The organism is Hymenobacter sp. FMD4 (assembly GCF_058932745.1).
This window is the reverse complement of record NZ_JBZYWH010000016.1, coordinates 80,103-94,613: the sequence shown is the minus strand read 5'-3', so window position 1 is coordinate 94,613 and position 14,511 is coordinate 80,103. Positions and strand designations below refer to the sequence as shown.

Annotated in this window: 15 protein-coding genes; 5 read left to right on the top strand and 10 right to left on the bottom strand. The window is 57.5% G+C overall.

Going from position 1 to position 14,511, the window contains the following annotated elements:
- Window positions 1–200 precede the first annotated feature (200 nt).
- From AC5FXY_RS15035 to AC5FXY_RS15025, 3 genes are all read left to right on the top strand, one after another.
- Window positions 201–575 (top strand): DUF805 domain-containing protein, encoded by a 375-nt coding sequence (locus AC5FXY_RS15035; protein WP_493557517.1) that lies wholly within the window; start codon window positions 201–203, stop codon window positions 573–575.
- Window positions 576–966: 391 nt separating this feature from the next.
- Window positions 967–1,539 (top strand): dihydrofolate reductase family protein, encoded by a 573-nt coding sequence (locus tag AC5FXY_RS15030; protein ID WP_493557516.1) that lies wholly within the window; start codon window positions 967–969, stop codon window positions 1,537–1,539.
- A gap of 116 nt (window positions 1,540–1,655) precedes the next feature.
- On the top strand, window positions 1,656–1,991 hold the full coding sequence (locus AC5FXY_RS15025; protein ID WP_493557515.1) for a hypothetical protein: 336 nt from the start codon (window positions 1,656–1,658) through the stop codon (window positions 1,989–1,991).
- A gap of 39 nt (window positions 1,992–2,030) precedes the next feature.
- Here the strand turns inward: AC5FXY_RS15025 and AC5FXY_RS15020 are convergent, their stop codons facing one another.
- The 5 genes from AC5FXY_RS15020 to AC5FXY_RS15000 form a co-directional block, all read right to left on the bottom strand.
- Window positions 2,031–3,164 (bottom strand): multinuclear nonheme iron-dependent oxidase, encoded by a 1,134-nt coding sequence (locus AC5FXY_RS15020; protein ID WP_493557514.1) that lies wholly within the window; start codon window positions 3,162–3,164, stop codon window positions 2,031–2,033.
- Window positions 3,165–3,325: 161 nt separating this feature from the next.
- Window positions 3,326–3,487, bottom strand: coding sequence for a chryseobasin-related MNIO class RiPP peptide (locus AC5FXY_RS15015; RefSeq protein ID WP_493557513.1), 162 nt, complete (start codon window positions 3,485–3,487; stop codon window positions 3,326–3,328).
- Window positions 3,488–3,834: 347 nt separating this feature from the next.
- Window positions 3,835–4,623, bottom strand: a complete 789-nt coding sequence (locus AC5FXY_RS15010) for a hypothetical protein (protein WP_493557512.1) — start codon at window positions 4,621–4,623, stop codon at window positions 3,835–3,837.
- 143 nt (window positions 4,624–4,766) lie between these two features.
- Entirely contained in the window at window positions 4,767–5,126 is a 360-nt protein-coding gene (locus tag AC5FXY_RS15005; protein WP_493557511.1) for a hypothetical protein, read from the bottom strand.
- A 267-nt stretch (window positions 5,127–5,393) separates the two neighbouring features.
- The gene (locus AC5FXY_RS15000; protein ID WP_493557510.1) at window positions 5,394–5,825 is read right to left on the bottom strand and encodes a SpoIIAA family protein; all 432 of its coding nucleotides are present in this window, start codon (window positions 5,823–5,825) and stop codon (window positions 5,394–5,396) included.
- A gap of 258 nt (window positions 5,826–6,083) precedes the next feature.
- Between AC5FXY_RS15000 and AC5FXY_RS14995 the strand changes: the two genes are divergently transcribed.
- Window positions 6,084–6,554, top strand: a complete 471-nt coding sequence (locus AC5FXY_RS14995) for a hypothetical protein (RefSeq protein ID WP_493557509.1) — start codon at window positions 6,084–6,086, stop codon at window positions 6,552–6,554.
- Window positions 6,555–6,875: 321 nt separating this feature from the next.
- On the opposite strand, the gene AC5FXY_RS14990 is transcribed toward AC5FXY_RS14995, so the two are convergent.
- Together AC5FXY_RS14990 and AC5FXY_RS14985 are read right to left on the bottom strand one after the other, a co-directional pair.
- The gene (locus tag AC5FXY_RS14990; RefSeq protein ID WP_493557508.1) at window positions 6,876–8,012 is read right to left on the bottom strand and encodes a redoxin domain-containing protein; all 1,137 of its coding nucleotides are present in this window, start codon (window positions 8,010–8,012) and stop codon (window positions 6,876–6,878) included.
- Window positions 8,013–8,303: 291 nt separating this feature from the next.
- Window positions 8,304–8,735 (bottom strand): hypothetical protein, encoded by a 432-nt coding sequence (locus AC5FXY_RS14985; RefSeq protein WP_493557507.1) that lies wholly within the window; start codon window positions 8,733–8,735, stop codon window positions 8,304–8,306.
- A gap of 454 nt (window positions 8,736–9,189) precedes the next feature.
- Here AC5FXY_RS14985 and AC5FXY_RS14980 point away from each other — a divergent pair, with 454 nt between their 5' ends.
- Window positions 9,190–9,849 (top strand): TlpA family protein disulfide reductase, encoded by a 660-nt coding sequence (locus tag AC5FXY_RS14980; protein ID WP_493557506.1) that lies wholly within the window; start codon window positions 9,190–9,192, stop codon window positions 9,847–9,849.
- Between the two features lie 66 nt (window positions 9,850–9,915).
- On the opposite strand, the gene lpdA is transcribed toward AC5FXY_RS14980, so the two are convergent.
- The 3 genes from lpdA to AC5FXY_RS14965 form a co-directional block, all read right to left on the bottom strand.
- The gene (gene lpdA / locus AC5FXY_RS14975; protein ID WP_493557505.1) at window positions 9,916–11,322 is read right to left on the bottom strand and encodes a dihydrolipoyl dehydrogenase; all 1,407 of its coding nucleotides are present in this window, start codon (window positions 11,320–11,322) and stop codon (window positions 9,916–9,918) included.
- A gap of 305 nt (window positions 11,323–11,627) precedes the next feature.
- Window positions 11,628–13,310, bottom strand: coding sequence for a M1 family metallopeptidase (locus AC5FXY_RS14970; RefSeq protein ID WP_493557504.1), 1,683 nt, complete (start codon window positions 13,308–13,310; stop codon window positions 11,628–11,630).
- A gap of 200 nt (window positions 13,311–13,510) precedes the next feature.
- Window positions 13,511–14,299, bottom strand: a complete 789-nt coding sequence (locus AC5FXY_RS14965) for an SDR family oxidoreductase (RefSeq protein WP_493557503.1) — start codon at window positions 14,297–14,299, stop codon at window positions 13,511–13,513.
- Window positions 14,300–14,511 lie beyond the last annotated feature (212 nt).

The window sequence follows — 14,511 nt, the reverse complement described above, 5'->3', positions numbered from 1 at the left end:
CGGCGAGGCCGGCCTGAGTTTTGCGGAGGCGAGAATCCGCTGCCTTTTACCCGGGCCTGGGCCGATATCGACAAGGCGGCATGTACCCAGAGCCCGACTGTTCGTTTAAGGCATCGGAATGGCGCTTGATACGCCCACCATCAGCACGAGCTTAGGCCCTTGCTCTACCACTAAGTAAGTTCGATCAACCCCATAGTAGAATGCGTTACTTTTTGCGAGCCTTTGACAAATACGCCGTTTTCAACGGCCGGAGCCGGCGTAAGGAATACTGGATGTTTGTCTTGTACCAGGCCATGTTTGCCATAGTGGCCCTCGTGCTCGATAACCTGCTGGGCATTACGGTGGATGGCGCCAGCTATGGGTACACGTACCTGATGTTTGCGGCCGCTCTGCTGGTGCCGAACATCTCGGCAGCCGTGCGGCGCCTGCACGATGTAAACAAAAGCGGCTTGCACCTGCTCGCCGGACTGGTGCCGGTGGTAGGCTGGGGCTGGCTGCTGTATCTGCTTGCGTCTGAGGGCACCATCGGCACCAATCCGTACGGACACCCTTACCAGAAAGTATTCGCTTACTAAGGCTTCGCCAATCAGCGTAACAGCAAAGAAAAGCAGCTGCAACTCCAAGTGTTGCAGCTGCTTTTCTTTGATTCCTTTTGGCTCGGGGTGTATCGCTCTGGAGTGGCCGCCCATGCCCGGCCTGCAGCCCAAGCAATAATCTTGACCAGACAGCACTTCCTCAGCAGCGCTTACAAGGCGGAGGTGCTGGGTCACGTGTGCCCCTTTCCTTATTTGTCGCAAACAGCCCGGCAGGTTGCCGCAATGGCCCATCCTGCTTGCTTTATGGCCCAAATACTTTTGTGCTGTCCTCTTCAATCAATACACTTGTCCGCGGCACGCCCCCGTTTCGAACCGAAAAACGGCCCCAGCCGACCGCCGACAAGTGCCTCAACCAGCAAAAGCAACGACAATGAGAAAGGTGAAGCTTCAGGTACAGATGACCCTTGATGGATACATCGCGGGGCCGAACGGCGAAATGGACTGGATGACCTTCGACTGGGACGATGCGCTGAAAAGCTACGTGGAGGCAATAACTGCACCCGTGGACTGCATCGTGCTGGGCCGCAAGCTGGCCCAAGGATTTATCCCGCACTGGGGCGCAGTGGCCGCCGACCCACACAACCCGGAATTTGCCGCGGGCCAGAAGTTTACCAATACTCCCAAACTTGTGTTTAGCCGCACGCTTGAGCAATCAGAATGGCCCAACACGGCGCTGGCCAAAGGCGACTTAACCGCCGAAATCACCCGCCTGAAGCAACAACCCGGCAACGACATCATCGCCTACGGCGGCGCGACGTTTGTAGCGTCGCTGATCAAGCATGGCCTGATCGACGAGTTTCACCTGTTCATCAACCCGGTGGCCATCGGACGCGGCCTGCCCATTTTCCACGAGCTCGGCAGCAAGCAAGCCCTAACGCTGGTTAAGACCACCGCTTTCGATTGCGGCATCGTGGTGCTGCATTACGAACGCAACCGCGACTAATTTTATCCTTACCGATCTGGTCAGCCGGGAAGAAACCCTGGCCGTGCTTCTTGCAGTTCGGTAGCGGGCCGATGCCGTATAAGCATTGCCACCCACAAGGGCTCCTGCCCTGCGTTATGAAGAAACTCCTTGTCGTCGTTCTGCCTTTGGCGCTGTTGAGCAACTGTCAGCAAGTCACTACCACTGCCGAGACGCCTGTGGTACGCTCGGGCCCCGCCCCCACCAACCGCAGCGCCGAGACTGAGGGCGATGCGCGGGCTGCCCTGCGTAGCTACCTGCAAGCGCAGCCGCAGTCCGAGCTGTACGTGGTGGATTCCGCGGCCTTGGTGGAGGTGAATGCCGAATGGCAGGCGCTGGTACCGCGCACCGACTGGGCCGACCGCATGCCCAACCGAGCAGCCTTTCGCATTGATAAGCTAACTGGCGAAGTGCGCCCGCTGCCCGTGAAGTAAGAGTCAGCGCCTACGCGGCGTAGGCTCCGCCGGCCTAGCCTAGGACTTCCACTTCTGCGCGATGTTCAGGGCCGTTTCCAGCATGTATGGTTGCCATTGCTCAATCTGCCAATCGGTGTGCGCTAGACTGGAGGCCTGGAGTAAGCGTCGTGCTTCGGTTTCGGAAGGTGCGCTTTCCAGTATTTCGGCCAACCGCCGCTGCTGCTGGTGCAGGCGCTCGTCTTGGGCTACGGGGCCGGTGGGCAGCGGCTGACGGGGCAGAAAATCATTGGTAGGGCGGCTGAGCGGACCGGTGCGGTGCTGGGCCACGAGCGCCTCCATGCGCGCAAAGTCCTGGCGAAACTGGGCACGGCGGTCGTCAGTGTGCAGGGCGTGGCCGAGCTGTTCCAGCACTACGTATTTCAGGTTGGGGCAGCGCGGCAAGGTCCATTCAAGCAGCTGAAACACCTCGTCGGGCACGCTGTCGTCGTGGGTGTCGCGGCGTACGCGCTGGCCGGGCGCCTGCGCCGCCGCGTCCCAGCTACCGCCCGAAATGTGGATTTCGCGCACCCGCTCCAGCGGATACAGCCGGATGAGTTCCTCGTAAGGCACAGCGAAATTGTGGAGCTGGCAGTACAAGTTGTGCAAGTCCAGAATCAGGAAGCCGTTGGTGGGCAACAGCAGCTCTTCCAAAAAGGCGCCGTGGCGCTTCACCTCATCCAGCGTGTACGCAAAAGCCAGGTTTTCCAGCCCCACGGGGCAGCGGCAGGCCTCGTGGATGCGCGCCAGCCGGTCTTGCCCAATGCGCAGGGCCGCGGCCGAATACGGAATGGGCAGCGGCGCGCCGTGGTGAAAGTTCTGCCCCGTGAAAAAGCCGAAGTGCTCGGTGATGTGATCGAAGCGGAACCGGGCGGATAGCTGCGCGAGGTGCCGCAGCCACTGCTGCTGCTCGGGGGTCCAGCGGCCCGAGAGCAACGAAAAAAACACGCCGTGACCTACTAGCCGTCCGGCCTCGGCGTAGGTGTGCAGTAGGCCATCAAACCATTCCGGCACCTGCTCAGCCCAGTAAAGCGCATCAAAGGACCACTCCAGGGCCTCTACCCGGCCTGCTTCCAGCAAGGGAAAAGCGGCGGCCAGGATGTCGGCATCCAGATTACAGGCTACCGAGGCGTAAACGGCGGGGGCGGCGTCCATTGGGGCGGCAAAAGGAGAATGATTAAGGCCTGCGGAACGTGCCACGCCGAGCGCAACGAGACATCTGGGGCGCGGGTGCTAAAAATGAATCAGCAGGCAACACCTGGATGGCTCGTTGCGCTCGGCTCGACCGTCGGGCTGATGCCCGGCAGAACCGACGACTAGCCCATGCCGCAAGCCGGGCAGTTGGCGGCGGGCGATTTGGTGCCGCCTTTCGTGCCTTCTTCCTTGGGCTTGGGGTCGTCTTTTTTCACGCAGCTAGTGGTAGTCTGCACGGTCAGCCCGATCAGAACAGCGCCGAGGACTGCTTTGGGAAGTTTCATAACCGAATAAATAATGGTGAGAGCCTGAACAGGATTTGGGTCAAGTAAGCGAGCCGCAAAGCGGCCGAAAGGTTGCATAGACGACCGTAACCAAGCGCTGTACAACGGATACCGGCCCTTCATGAGCACCAGGCCCAATGCACAGTCGGGAAAACCGCAGATGCTACTCTAATGGAGTATGCAAACGCTGCTTTAGCCCACGCGCTTACTGTTGCCTATGCCGCAGCCCCGCATCTATGCTGCTTCGCCAAGCAGACGACAAATTAAGCGGTACGGCTTTTTAGCTTAACGGCCATGGACCTTAAACAACTTTATTGGCCATAAAAAGCAGCCTTGGCGAATGGCGCTCAATCAGCTAGCTGATTGGCGTACTCGACCAACGAAAGCATATCCAGCGGATAGCGCACGTCGAGGCGGTGCTTCTGTGCATAGGCTTTTACTCTATTAGCCTTCGACCCAAAAATTGATATCAAATCCTCCTGCAGATTGCGCAAGGGCACTATCTGTTTATTGGGCTTAGCCACATAGTAGCTATCCTCCCACCCACTGTAGGAAACCCGGTGTCGGTGTGCACTCCGTGATTTCCCCAAGACTATATTTCTGTGATTTTGACCGCCCAGTTGAACAGGCGCCAGCAGTAACCGTTGGGTTTGGCGCCGCAACAGCAGGTAAGATCCGTTGGTAAGCTGCTCGTAAAAGCCCAGTCCGGCAGGCCCCCCATTTTTATCGGGCTTGAGTGGCATTACCCGAAACAACCTCACCGTGGTGGTGTCCAGACCAAATTGGCGCACTTGCTGCTCCTTCACCACGTCGTTTACCGCCTGCAACTGCCCATAATCCCCCAGCTCATAAAGCCGGGGCAGCCTTTCGGGCTGGTATACCTCACGGAAAGCCGAAAACATGCGTATGGACGAAGCAGGTAGCGCCCTGACTTGTTTATTGGCCAAGCGCAGCACCACGGTTTCATCGGTGCGTCTAATCTCCAACGCCCCGCGCAACGTGTCGCCGGTGGTTAGCAGCACCGCGCCATCCACAAAATGCTGCGGATAGTAAGTATCCTGTGCCGTAGCCAGATTTGCCCATAAAAAGCACACCCCTGCGACTATCCCTTGAGTGGTTTTGGTTACTGACGCCATGGTAACGTGACTTCCCCACAGACAGGTGTAGGCAAATGTTGTAGCGTTGAATATAGCCATCGTAGCCACGGAGCAATAAACGCTCCGGTTTCCTCCGTGCGGTTGAGCCGTGTGCTTAGGGCGAAGAAACGAGCAACCGAGACTTAGCTCAGTGCGGCCTCGGTGGCGGCCAGCCACTGCCGGGCGCGGCTCATGTTGCGAGCCGAGTACTCAATGGCCCAGAACACAAACTCCGTTCCGCAGCCCACTGCCCGCTCGCAGCTGCGTGTGCTATCGATTTCGGCTAGCACCGCTGCCAGGTAAGCGCAATCTATTGGATCCGGCTGCGGGAAATAGGCTGCCAGTACCGCTGGTATCTGCTCGGGCGGCAAAGCGGCAAACTGGTAGGCCAGTGCCTCGGCAAAGCCAGGGGCATAGGGTGGCACCAGCAGGCTAGCCGTCGGATGCGTGGCGGCTTGAGCGGCTGCTAGCTGCCGCTCGGCCAGAGTGGGCTTGCGTGTCATTATTGATTGCTTGGTCTAAGCCCTTATTGATACGTCAAGACCGGGACGCCGGGTCGGTGGAGGCAGCAGTAACAGAGCTTTGGCATCCGCACCTGCCCTTAATACGGCCTGCTCAAGCGCAGCTTTCTGAAAAAGCCGCCTGCATGAAACCCTTCCCGGAGCAACACCGCCACTATGTGCAGCACTGCCTGAATGGCTCTAACAGCGCGGCTATTCAAGCGGCCGCACTTCCTCCAAATTGATTGACCCGACGCTTCCCATTTCCCATTACAGGTGTGAGCCAACTACTATGCGCGTCCGCAGCCACGCCCGCGCCTCGGTCTCGTCTTCGAAATGCTTGAAGGTGGGAGCCTGGGGCCAGTCGAGTAGGTGGGGGTCCACCTTTTTCAGCCAGGCCATAGTTTCGGGTGGACTCAGCAATGCTGCGTAGCGGTAGTTGCCCTGCACCACGGCGCGTGGCAGCCAGTTGGTTGTCACCCAGTGCTGTTCCTCAGCGGTAATGGGTGCTATGTCTCTGTGGTCCACCAAAGCCTTGCCCGTTCCCAACCTGCGAATTACCCGCAGCAGCGCGTTCATGGCTTCCTGATAGTCGGCCAGAAGGCGCGGCGCCGGCTGCCAGTGCATCACTGCGAAGCCCTCCGGATCTGCCCGCACCTCGGCAACGGCGTTGGCAAAGTGAAGCAAGTCAGGAGCGTGCATACGACGGAGAAAACAACGGTTGGCTAGCTAGCCGGGCTTTGGAACCACCAATGTACGTCTTTAGCCTTTGGCCAGGGTTAAGTTGCCGGTGGCTCGACAGTGAAGCTTGCACCTCCCCGATACGCCAGCCCACGTGAGTACGAGGAAGTCAGCTTCTGTCCCCCTCTTTAGCTGAGTCATCGGGCAATAACTTGATATTAGTCAAGAAAGCCTCCGAAGCCACCCGCCACCTTTGAAGGGTACACTTCCCGTTGACATATGTCGGCTTTCTCCTGGCCTTCTGCCCGCGCCCTGCCCCTTGTTTTTGCGTTTCCACTAGCCCTCGTGCTGCTTGCGGCCAACGCTCTGGCCGACCATTACTGCGCACCGTCCGGTATACTGCTGACGCCAGTAGTGGTGCCGGTGGCCGTCTTTCTTGTTGCCTTTGCCCGGGGTCCTCGGCCAGTCTTGAAAGCGGTATTAGCCGCTGCCTTGATTTCACTGCACGACAGCAGCATCAAACTCTACGGAGGCGGCATGCATGATCTGGAAGGTAAGGGCTTTGTTACGCTCTTTCTGCTCGTGGCATTGCTGCCAGCATTCCTCACCTTGGTTGCAGCCATTGATCAAGGCAAGACATCTTCACCAAAGGCTAGAAGGATAGCCAAAATCGTGTTCCTGGTTTTGGTGTTTGCTCACATGTACCTGACCGATAATCTTGGGCAAGGCCAGTGCGTGAATTGCTACTGACTTTGTTTATAGGCGCTGTGACGGAAGTGTTGAGCTTTATATGCCTTTAGAACAAGCATCAGGAGCAGCACAGCCGCTTTGGCGTTTTGCTAATTCGGCGATAAGCAGAACCAGATTGCCACTGTAGCGGCAGTGGAGGTACAACCTCCACTTCATGCATGGCGCGAGCTACAAGCTCGCGCCAGTGTGGAGAAAGCCGCTTGGAATGCATAAAAAAGCGGCCGAAGCCCAAAGAAGCTTCAGCCGCTTTGGGCGGCTTTCTCACCTTCCGATGAACTGGGGGCGCTAACCAAGCTAGATCTATGTGCTCCGTTGCCCATGCTAGTCCTTCTTAACGTAGCGCGCCAACGCCATTTCCAACTCTTCGCCGCGTAGGTTGACGGCCACAATCTTACCGCTGGGGTCGATGAGGAAGTTTTGCGGGATACTCTGCACGCCATAGTTGCGGGCGGCTTCGTTCTTCCAACCTTTCAGGTCCGAAATCTGCGTCCAGACCAGCTGGTCGTCTTTGATGGCCTTGAGCCATTTCTCACGGCTTTTCTCATCATCGAGTGACACGCCCAAGATGTCGAAATTTCGACCCTTGTAGGCGTTGTATAACTTAATCAGCGCTGGATTTTCTTTGCGGCAGGGCCCACACCAGGAAGCCCAGAAATCCACCAGCACGTACTTGCCCCGGTAGTCGGCCAGCGACACAGCCTTGCCCTCAGGCGTTTGCTGCGTGAAGTTGAGCGCTTGCGCTCCGATTGCTACGTTCCGAAGCCCGTGCAGCTTTTCACCCAACAAACGACCGGGTGGGCTGTTCTTTAAGGCAGCGCTCATGGGCTCGTAGAGCGGGGCCATGGAAGCATACGTAGGTGGCTCCACCATCTGCAGTTGGCTCAGGCTCTGCAGGCTCACCCAGGAGTTGGGATTGGCTTTGATAAAAGCCTTGACTGCTTGTACATACTCCTGTTGAGTTGCGGCTTCTTGCACCCGCATGCGTTCCTTGAAAGCCGGTGTATCTCGTTCTGCATCCGTGGCCTTTTGGTAAACGGCCTCCTGGGCCTTCATCTTATCTGTTACCGGTTTTAGGGCTGCCTCCAGCTTCTGCTGCTCCATCGTCGTTTGCCCGCCCTTGATAGTGGCCTCCGCCAGCGAACCGGCGCTGGTGATTACCACTGGCCCCGGCTCCAGGAACACCCAAAGGCGGCCTTTCCAATCTGCAAGGGCTTCTTTTACCCGGCCGTTGCGCTGCAGCACCAAGCCTACTTCTTTGGGATAATCAGTCGTTCCCTTGAACTCAAAAGCTCCGTTCTTTAACGTAGCCGAATCCTGCACCCCGGACATTTGCAACAGGTAGATTTTGGCGGGTGCATTTAGCTGGCCGATTTTGCCTTTGATAGTGTAAGGCACTGCGGATTGGGCGTAAACCAAGCTGGGAGCAGCCAGCAGTAAAGTCAGTAAGGCTCGTTTCATACAGAGTTGATATTACAAGATGTATACTGCTGGGGCCGGACAGAACCCACTTCAAGCATAGGCGGCCGCCCAGCTTAGCCGAGCAGCCTCACAGCCCATTCCGCTATTGGAGAGCGTCCGTCGTTGGGTCTAAACTAACAAACAAAATGACCGAAGCCTGGAGTGTCTTTAGTTGCTTTGGCGTTTCTGTTTATTTGAAAACAAACAGAGCCCTATTGCCGCCATGACGGCAGCGGAGGTACAACCTCCACATCAAGCAAAGCACGAGCTGCAAGCTAGTGCCAGTATGGGTTACCGTTCGGCTACCGGACGCAGCCAGTTCATGGCTTGGCCCTCGTCCTCAAACATAGCAATGTCAAACGGGCGAGCTGGGTCCAGCGCATAGGCCACTTCCCGTTGATGCTCCGGGTCGCTGGTGTACTGTTGCGTCATGTACGGCGAACTCAGCACGGCCATGCGCAGGCGATGGGGAGCCAGCTGCGCCACTGCTTTTGGGTAGAATACGCGATTCACCCAGGCACTCAGCTCCACTGGCGCTTTTGCCCGCCGACGCACATCCAGCAGCCAATCGTTCAAGCCCCGCGTGGCCGCCACCTCCAGCATCTGCCAGTACTCCGCTTGCACCACCTCTATGTCGGCCTCCGTGTGCCAGCGCACAACCAGCACGCGCAAATCGGGTCGAATAAAAAGAGTGCGGGAGGCAAGCACAATGGTGTCGATCATGGCCCAAAGATAACTCCCTATCATCCAATCAATATCTGCTGTACCGCATGCTTAATTGGGGACGAGGCTAACGACCAGCAATTTTTTCGAGGAACATCTACCTCGGGGACCATGCGGGGGCTGGTGGCTTCGTGGTTGTGCATTACGACCACCAGCGGGGCCTCAATCAATGGCCGTAACCACACGGACGATTCTTAAAACCCTAGTGCTCTGGCTTGGGTTTCGCCGCTGCGGATACTTCCTAGTCTCTAGCGTTCGGACATGGTGGTTGCCAAGTGCGTTGTAACCCGTACGGTATCCGCTCCGTCGTACTCCAGCATGGGTAAATGCACAGGGAGACACCATTAACAAATCCGACATAAACGCCAAAGCAGCTGAAGATTGAAAAGTTACAGCCATTTTGCGTTTATTACATTCGAAACCAGTTGGTTTATCGTATATTCCACCAAAGGGAATGAGATTCAAGATTTTCTTTCTAGTGATTTTTTACACGCTCTGTTCATGCTCTGTTAAAAGAGAAAACACTTATGAAGAAAGCCTTAATACGTGTATAAAAAGACTAGAGTACTATCCGAAAGAAGTTGGTGCTACCAACCTTGAAAGAGCAAACGCGGATCTTCAATTTGAAGAAGGAATTCGTGAGTGTATGAAGGGTTCTACAGGCCCGGCCTACGTAGTAAGAACATATCGTGGCGACAGCATCAGCACAGTGCCGACGCAGGGCAAGGCCATAATTTTGTTTTTTTGGTTCATTGACCCTCACGCACCAGTCGAATTCAAAAAATCTGATTCCGCCTTATTTGCGGCAATGAACGAGCTCTACCATAATTATAGTATCAATGTTGATTTCTTAGGATTTCCGTTCAACGATTCACTTACAACAGAAAAGTATTTGCAAGAAAATCCTTTGGATTTCCCACAGGTTAACGACAAACGCATGTATGAGATGCATGAAGTAATAACACGAAATCATGGCCTTTACACCCTATTCATTAACACCCAAGGAAAAGTTGTCAAAATTAAATCTGGAAGCCTCACACGAAAGAAGTTGATTATAGATGATTTTGCACCGATAATTCAAGCATGCATAGAAGACAAACCTTACAACAACTAAGACGCAAAAGCGGCTGAAGCTCTCGTAGCTCCAGCCGCTTTTTGTTTCCGCCTTTCGGCTTCGGAATTACATGTGTATCGCCCGGTTCTCGGTGGCGGCGAGGCAGGCTTCCTTCATGGCTTCGGCGTAGGTGGGGTGGGCGTGGCTCATGCGGGCTACGTCCTCGGCGGAGGCGCGGAACTCCATGGCCGTCACGGCCTCGGCAATGAGGTCGGCGATGCGCGGGCCGATCATGTGCACGCCCAGGATTTCGTCGGTTTCCTTGTCGGCCAGCACTTTCACGAAGCCGTCGAGGTCCATGGAGGCGCGGGCGCGGCCCGAGGCGCGGAAGGGGAACGAGCCGGTTTTGTAGGCCTTGCCCATTTCCTTAAGCTGCTCTTCGGTGTAACCCACGGCGGCCACTTCGGGCCAGGTGTACACCACGCCGGGGATGAGCAGGTAGTTGATGTGCGGCTTCTGGCCCGCAATGCGCTCGGCCACGTACACGCCTTCTTCCTCAGCCTTGTGGGCCAGCATGGCGCCCCGAATCACGTCGCCGATGGCGTAGATGCCGGGCACCGAAGTCTGCAGGTGCTCATCGACCTTGATGCGGCCGCGCTCTTCCATCTGCACGCCGGCGGCTTCCAGGTTCAGGCCCTCGGTGTAGGGCGAGCGGCCCACGGCCACGAGGCAGTAGTCGCCCTCAAACTTCACTTCCTCGCCTTTAGGGCTGGTAGCAGTGACGGTCACGGTGTCGCCCTCACGGGTGGCGCCGGTTACCTTGTGCGAGAGGAAGAACTGAATGCCGATTTTGCCGAGCACGCGCTTGAGCTCCTTGCCCAGCGCGCCGTCCATGGTGGGGATGATGCTGTCGGTGTATTCCACCACCGATACCTTGGCGCCGAGGCGGGCGTACACCGAAGCCATTTCCAGGCCGATAACGCCACCACCAATCACGATCATGTGCTTGGGCACTTCGCGGATGTTCAGGGCCTCGGTGCTGGTGATGATGCGCTGCTTGTCCTGCTGAATAAACGGCAGCACCGTGGGCTTGGAGCCGGTGGCGATGATGACGTTTTTGGTCTCGATTTGCTGGGCCTCGCCGCCCTCGGTGGGCGTGATGCTGATGTGATTTTTATCGACGAACGAGCCCACGCCGCGCAGCACCTCGATCTTGTTCTTCTTCATGAGGAACTGGATGCCGTCGGTGTTGGCCTTCACGACCCCGTTTTTGCGGTCGATCATCTGGTTCATGTTCACCTGCAGGTCGCTGAGCTCAATGCCGTGCTCCTTGAAGGTGGTGTGGGCATTGTGGAAGTGCTCCGTCGAGTCGAGCAGGGCCTTAGAGGGAATGCAGCCCACGTTCAGGCAGGTGCCGCCGAGGGTGGGGTATTTCTCGATGAGGGCCGTTTTGAAGCCGAGTTGGGCGCAGCGGATGGCCGCCACGTAGCCGCCGGGGCCGGAGCCGATGACGGTAACGTCGTATTGGTTCATGCTGAAGATCGGGTTGATAAGCGCTTGCGGGCAAAGGTAAGGCAGAATGCAAAGCGCCGGGGATAAACCTGCGGAGGGGATGGAAGTTGGGGCTAGCGTTATAGCTAAGCAGGCTATAGCAAAAGCTAAAGCTCGCTCCCCTCCTCAGATGAGGAGGGGTTGGGGGTGGTTGAATGGGGGGAGCTACTTATGGCTCAGCAGGACGTGCTTTTTCTAGCTGTTCTGTTAGAAGTCAACCACCCCTAGCCCCTCCTCATCTGAGGAGGGGGACTAGACTTAGCTTTAGCTCTAGCCAGCCCTCTGCCCTACTCCACCAGCACGCCGATGTAGTAGTTGAACGTGTCGACTTCGGTATTCTCGCGGGTGGCGCCGGGTAGGTCGATGGGCTCGAAGCGGGTGGTGAGTTGAATGAAGCGGTATTCGCCGCCTTTCAGCCGCACGCGCACGGGCATGTCGAAGCCGGGTACGTCGGCAATCCAGCGGGCCAGGGTCTGGCCGTTTTCCACGCGCAGCTCCAGCGTCGGGACGTTGCGGTGGCGCAGGTACTGATCAAACATCTTAGTAAGGTCGCGGCCGCTTTGCTCGTTGATATAGGCCACGATTTGCTCGGTAGTCACAGTCTGGTGGTAGAACTGCTGGTTGAGGCCGCGCAGGATCTGGCGCCACTTCGCGTCGTCGTTTATCACCGTGCGCACCATGTTCAGCAAGTTGGCGCCCTTGTCGTACATGTCGCCGGAGCCTTCGCGGTTTACGCCGTAGGGACCGATGAGGGGCCGGTCGTTTTGGATGTGGCGGCGCTGCCCGTGCACGTATTCCTGGCCGGCCTGCTTGCCAAACAAGCTTTCCGTAAACAAGCCTTCGGAATAGCAGGTGAATGACTCGTGAATCCACATATCAGCAATGTCCTTGGCGGAGATGTTGTTGCCGAACCACTCGTGGCCGCTTTCGTGGATGATGATAAAGTCCCACTTGTCGCCCCAGCCGGTGGCCGAGCGGTCTTTGCCGAGGTAGCCGTTCTGGTATTTATTGCCGTAGGCCACGGCGCTTTGGTGCTCCATGCCCAGGTGCGGCGTCTCGATGAGCTTGTAGCCATCCTGATAAAACGGATACGGCCCGAACCAGTGCTCAAACGACTTAAGCATGGGCTTCACGTTGGTCCCGAATTGCTTTTTGGCATCGGCTAAGTGTTCGGGCAGCACCCAATAATCCAGCGTTAGCCGGCCCTTCTCGCCCTGGTATGTGTCGCTGAAATGCGTGTAGTTGGCCACATTCAGGGCCACGTCATAATTATTGATGGGGTTCGACACAAACCAATCGAAGCGCGTGGCGCCGCCTTTCAGCTTGGTGGTTTTGCGCAGGCGGCCGTTCGAAATGTTCTTCAGGCCTTTGGGCACCGTCACGCTGATGAGCATACTGTCGGGCTCGTCGGACTGATGGTCTTTGGTGGGCCACCAGATGCTGGCACCCACGCCCTGGCAGGCCGTGGCCACCCAAGGCTGGCCCTCGCCGTGCTCCGCAAACACGAAGCCGCCGTCCCAGGGCGCGTGCTGGGCCACGGTGGGGTGGCCGGCGTAGTACACCGTGAATTCGTCGCAGGTGCCCTGCCGGATGGGCTGCGGGAAGGTTACAAACACGGCATTATGCTCGCGGGTGAAAGGCAGCTCCTTTCCCTTGTACACCACCTTTTGCACGACCAGATTGGCAAACAAGTCAAACTGCAACCGCGTGAAATTTTCGGTCGCTACGAAGCGGAACAGGTTGGAGCCGCTGAGGTAGCGCTTGCCGATGTCGAGCTTGACGTCGAGGTGGTAATAGCTGACGTCGTAGCACGTGCGCAACGGCGTGAGCGTGCCGCGCAAGGAATCGGCGCGGGTGAATTCGGACCTGGATTTCAGCAGCTGGGCCGTGCCCGTGCGCGGCAAACTCAGCAGAAGGCAGCACAGGCAAAGCGCAGCCCGGAGCCAAGGGAAAACGGTGGAATGGAGCATGGAGACGAATAACACCAGCCGTTTGGCGGGGATGCATTGCTTAACGGCATGGGCAAGTTCAGCACAGTTATCGTCACAATCGAAAGCGCGCTACTGCTCTCGATATAACCTTTGGTTATCCAATTAACAGCAGACTCAATACTAGTAAACTAGCTTACAATCATAATTGTAAACCATACTACTACTTAGCTGATTCTATCCTACCGCACCTTGGCCCGCGTCAGGAGGCGCGCAAAAATGCCCGGCGCAAAGCGCTTCAGGTACACCCCGAGGGTTTCCCGGCCGCCAAGGTAGGCTTCGGATTGGCCGCGTGCAATAACGCCCACGGCCTGGCGCGCAAATTCATCGGGCGCCAGGCCTTTGTCAGTAGCCTCGTCCATGGTGCCGAGCGGGCTACCGTCGCCCGTCAACGCGTTGACGGAGACGCCCGTGCGAATAAAGCCCGGACATATGATGGCGATGCCGACGCCGGAGCCGTGCAGTTCGGCGCGCAGCGAGTCGAAAAAGCCGTGCAGCGCGTGCTTGCTGGCTGCGTAAGCCGAACGGTAGGGCGTACCGAACTTGCCCACCAAGCTACTAATGGTTACTACGCGGCCACTGCGCTGCTTTAGCAACTGCGGCAGCACGGCCTTGGTAAGGGCCACAGTGCCGAAGTAATTCACTTCCATCAAGCGGCGGTCGACGTCGAGGGTGGTATCCACAGCCAATGAGCGTTGGCTCACGCCGCCATTGTTCACCAGCACATCCAGACGGCCGTAGTGCGCCAGCACTTGCGCGGCTTTGGCGGGCAGGCTGGCGCTATCGGCCAGGTCCAGCGGCACTATGAGAGTTTCGGCGGGCGCGCAGGCCGCGGCCACGCGGCGCAGCTCGGCTTCGTTGCGGGCGGAGAGGACGAGCCGGGCGCCGGCGCGGGCAAAGGCTTTGGCCAAAGCTTCGCCAATGCCGGAGGAAGCGCCTGTCACCCAAACGACTTGCTGGTGGAAGTTCATATCGGGGAAGATAAGGGCCGGCTGACTTCTGCCAAGGAGCTGACTTTGATGCCAGTACTGTTGGAGTGGCAAGGTGTGGCGCCAGGTGGGGCAGCCGGCCCAGCAACCAGCAAGGAAAGTCCAAGGCTGGCGCGGGAAGATTTCGGTTGGATGCCGAAGTGGTGGCCGTTACGTTTGCGCCCTCGTACAAGGCCGCGTTGCCTTTTGCTGTC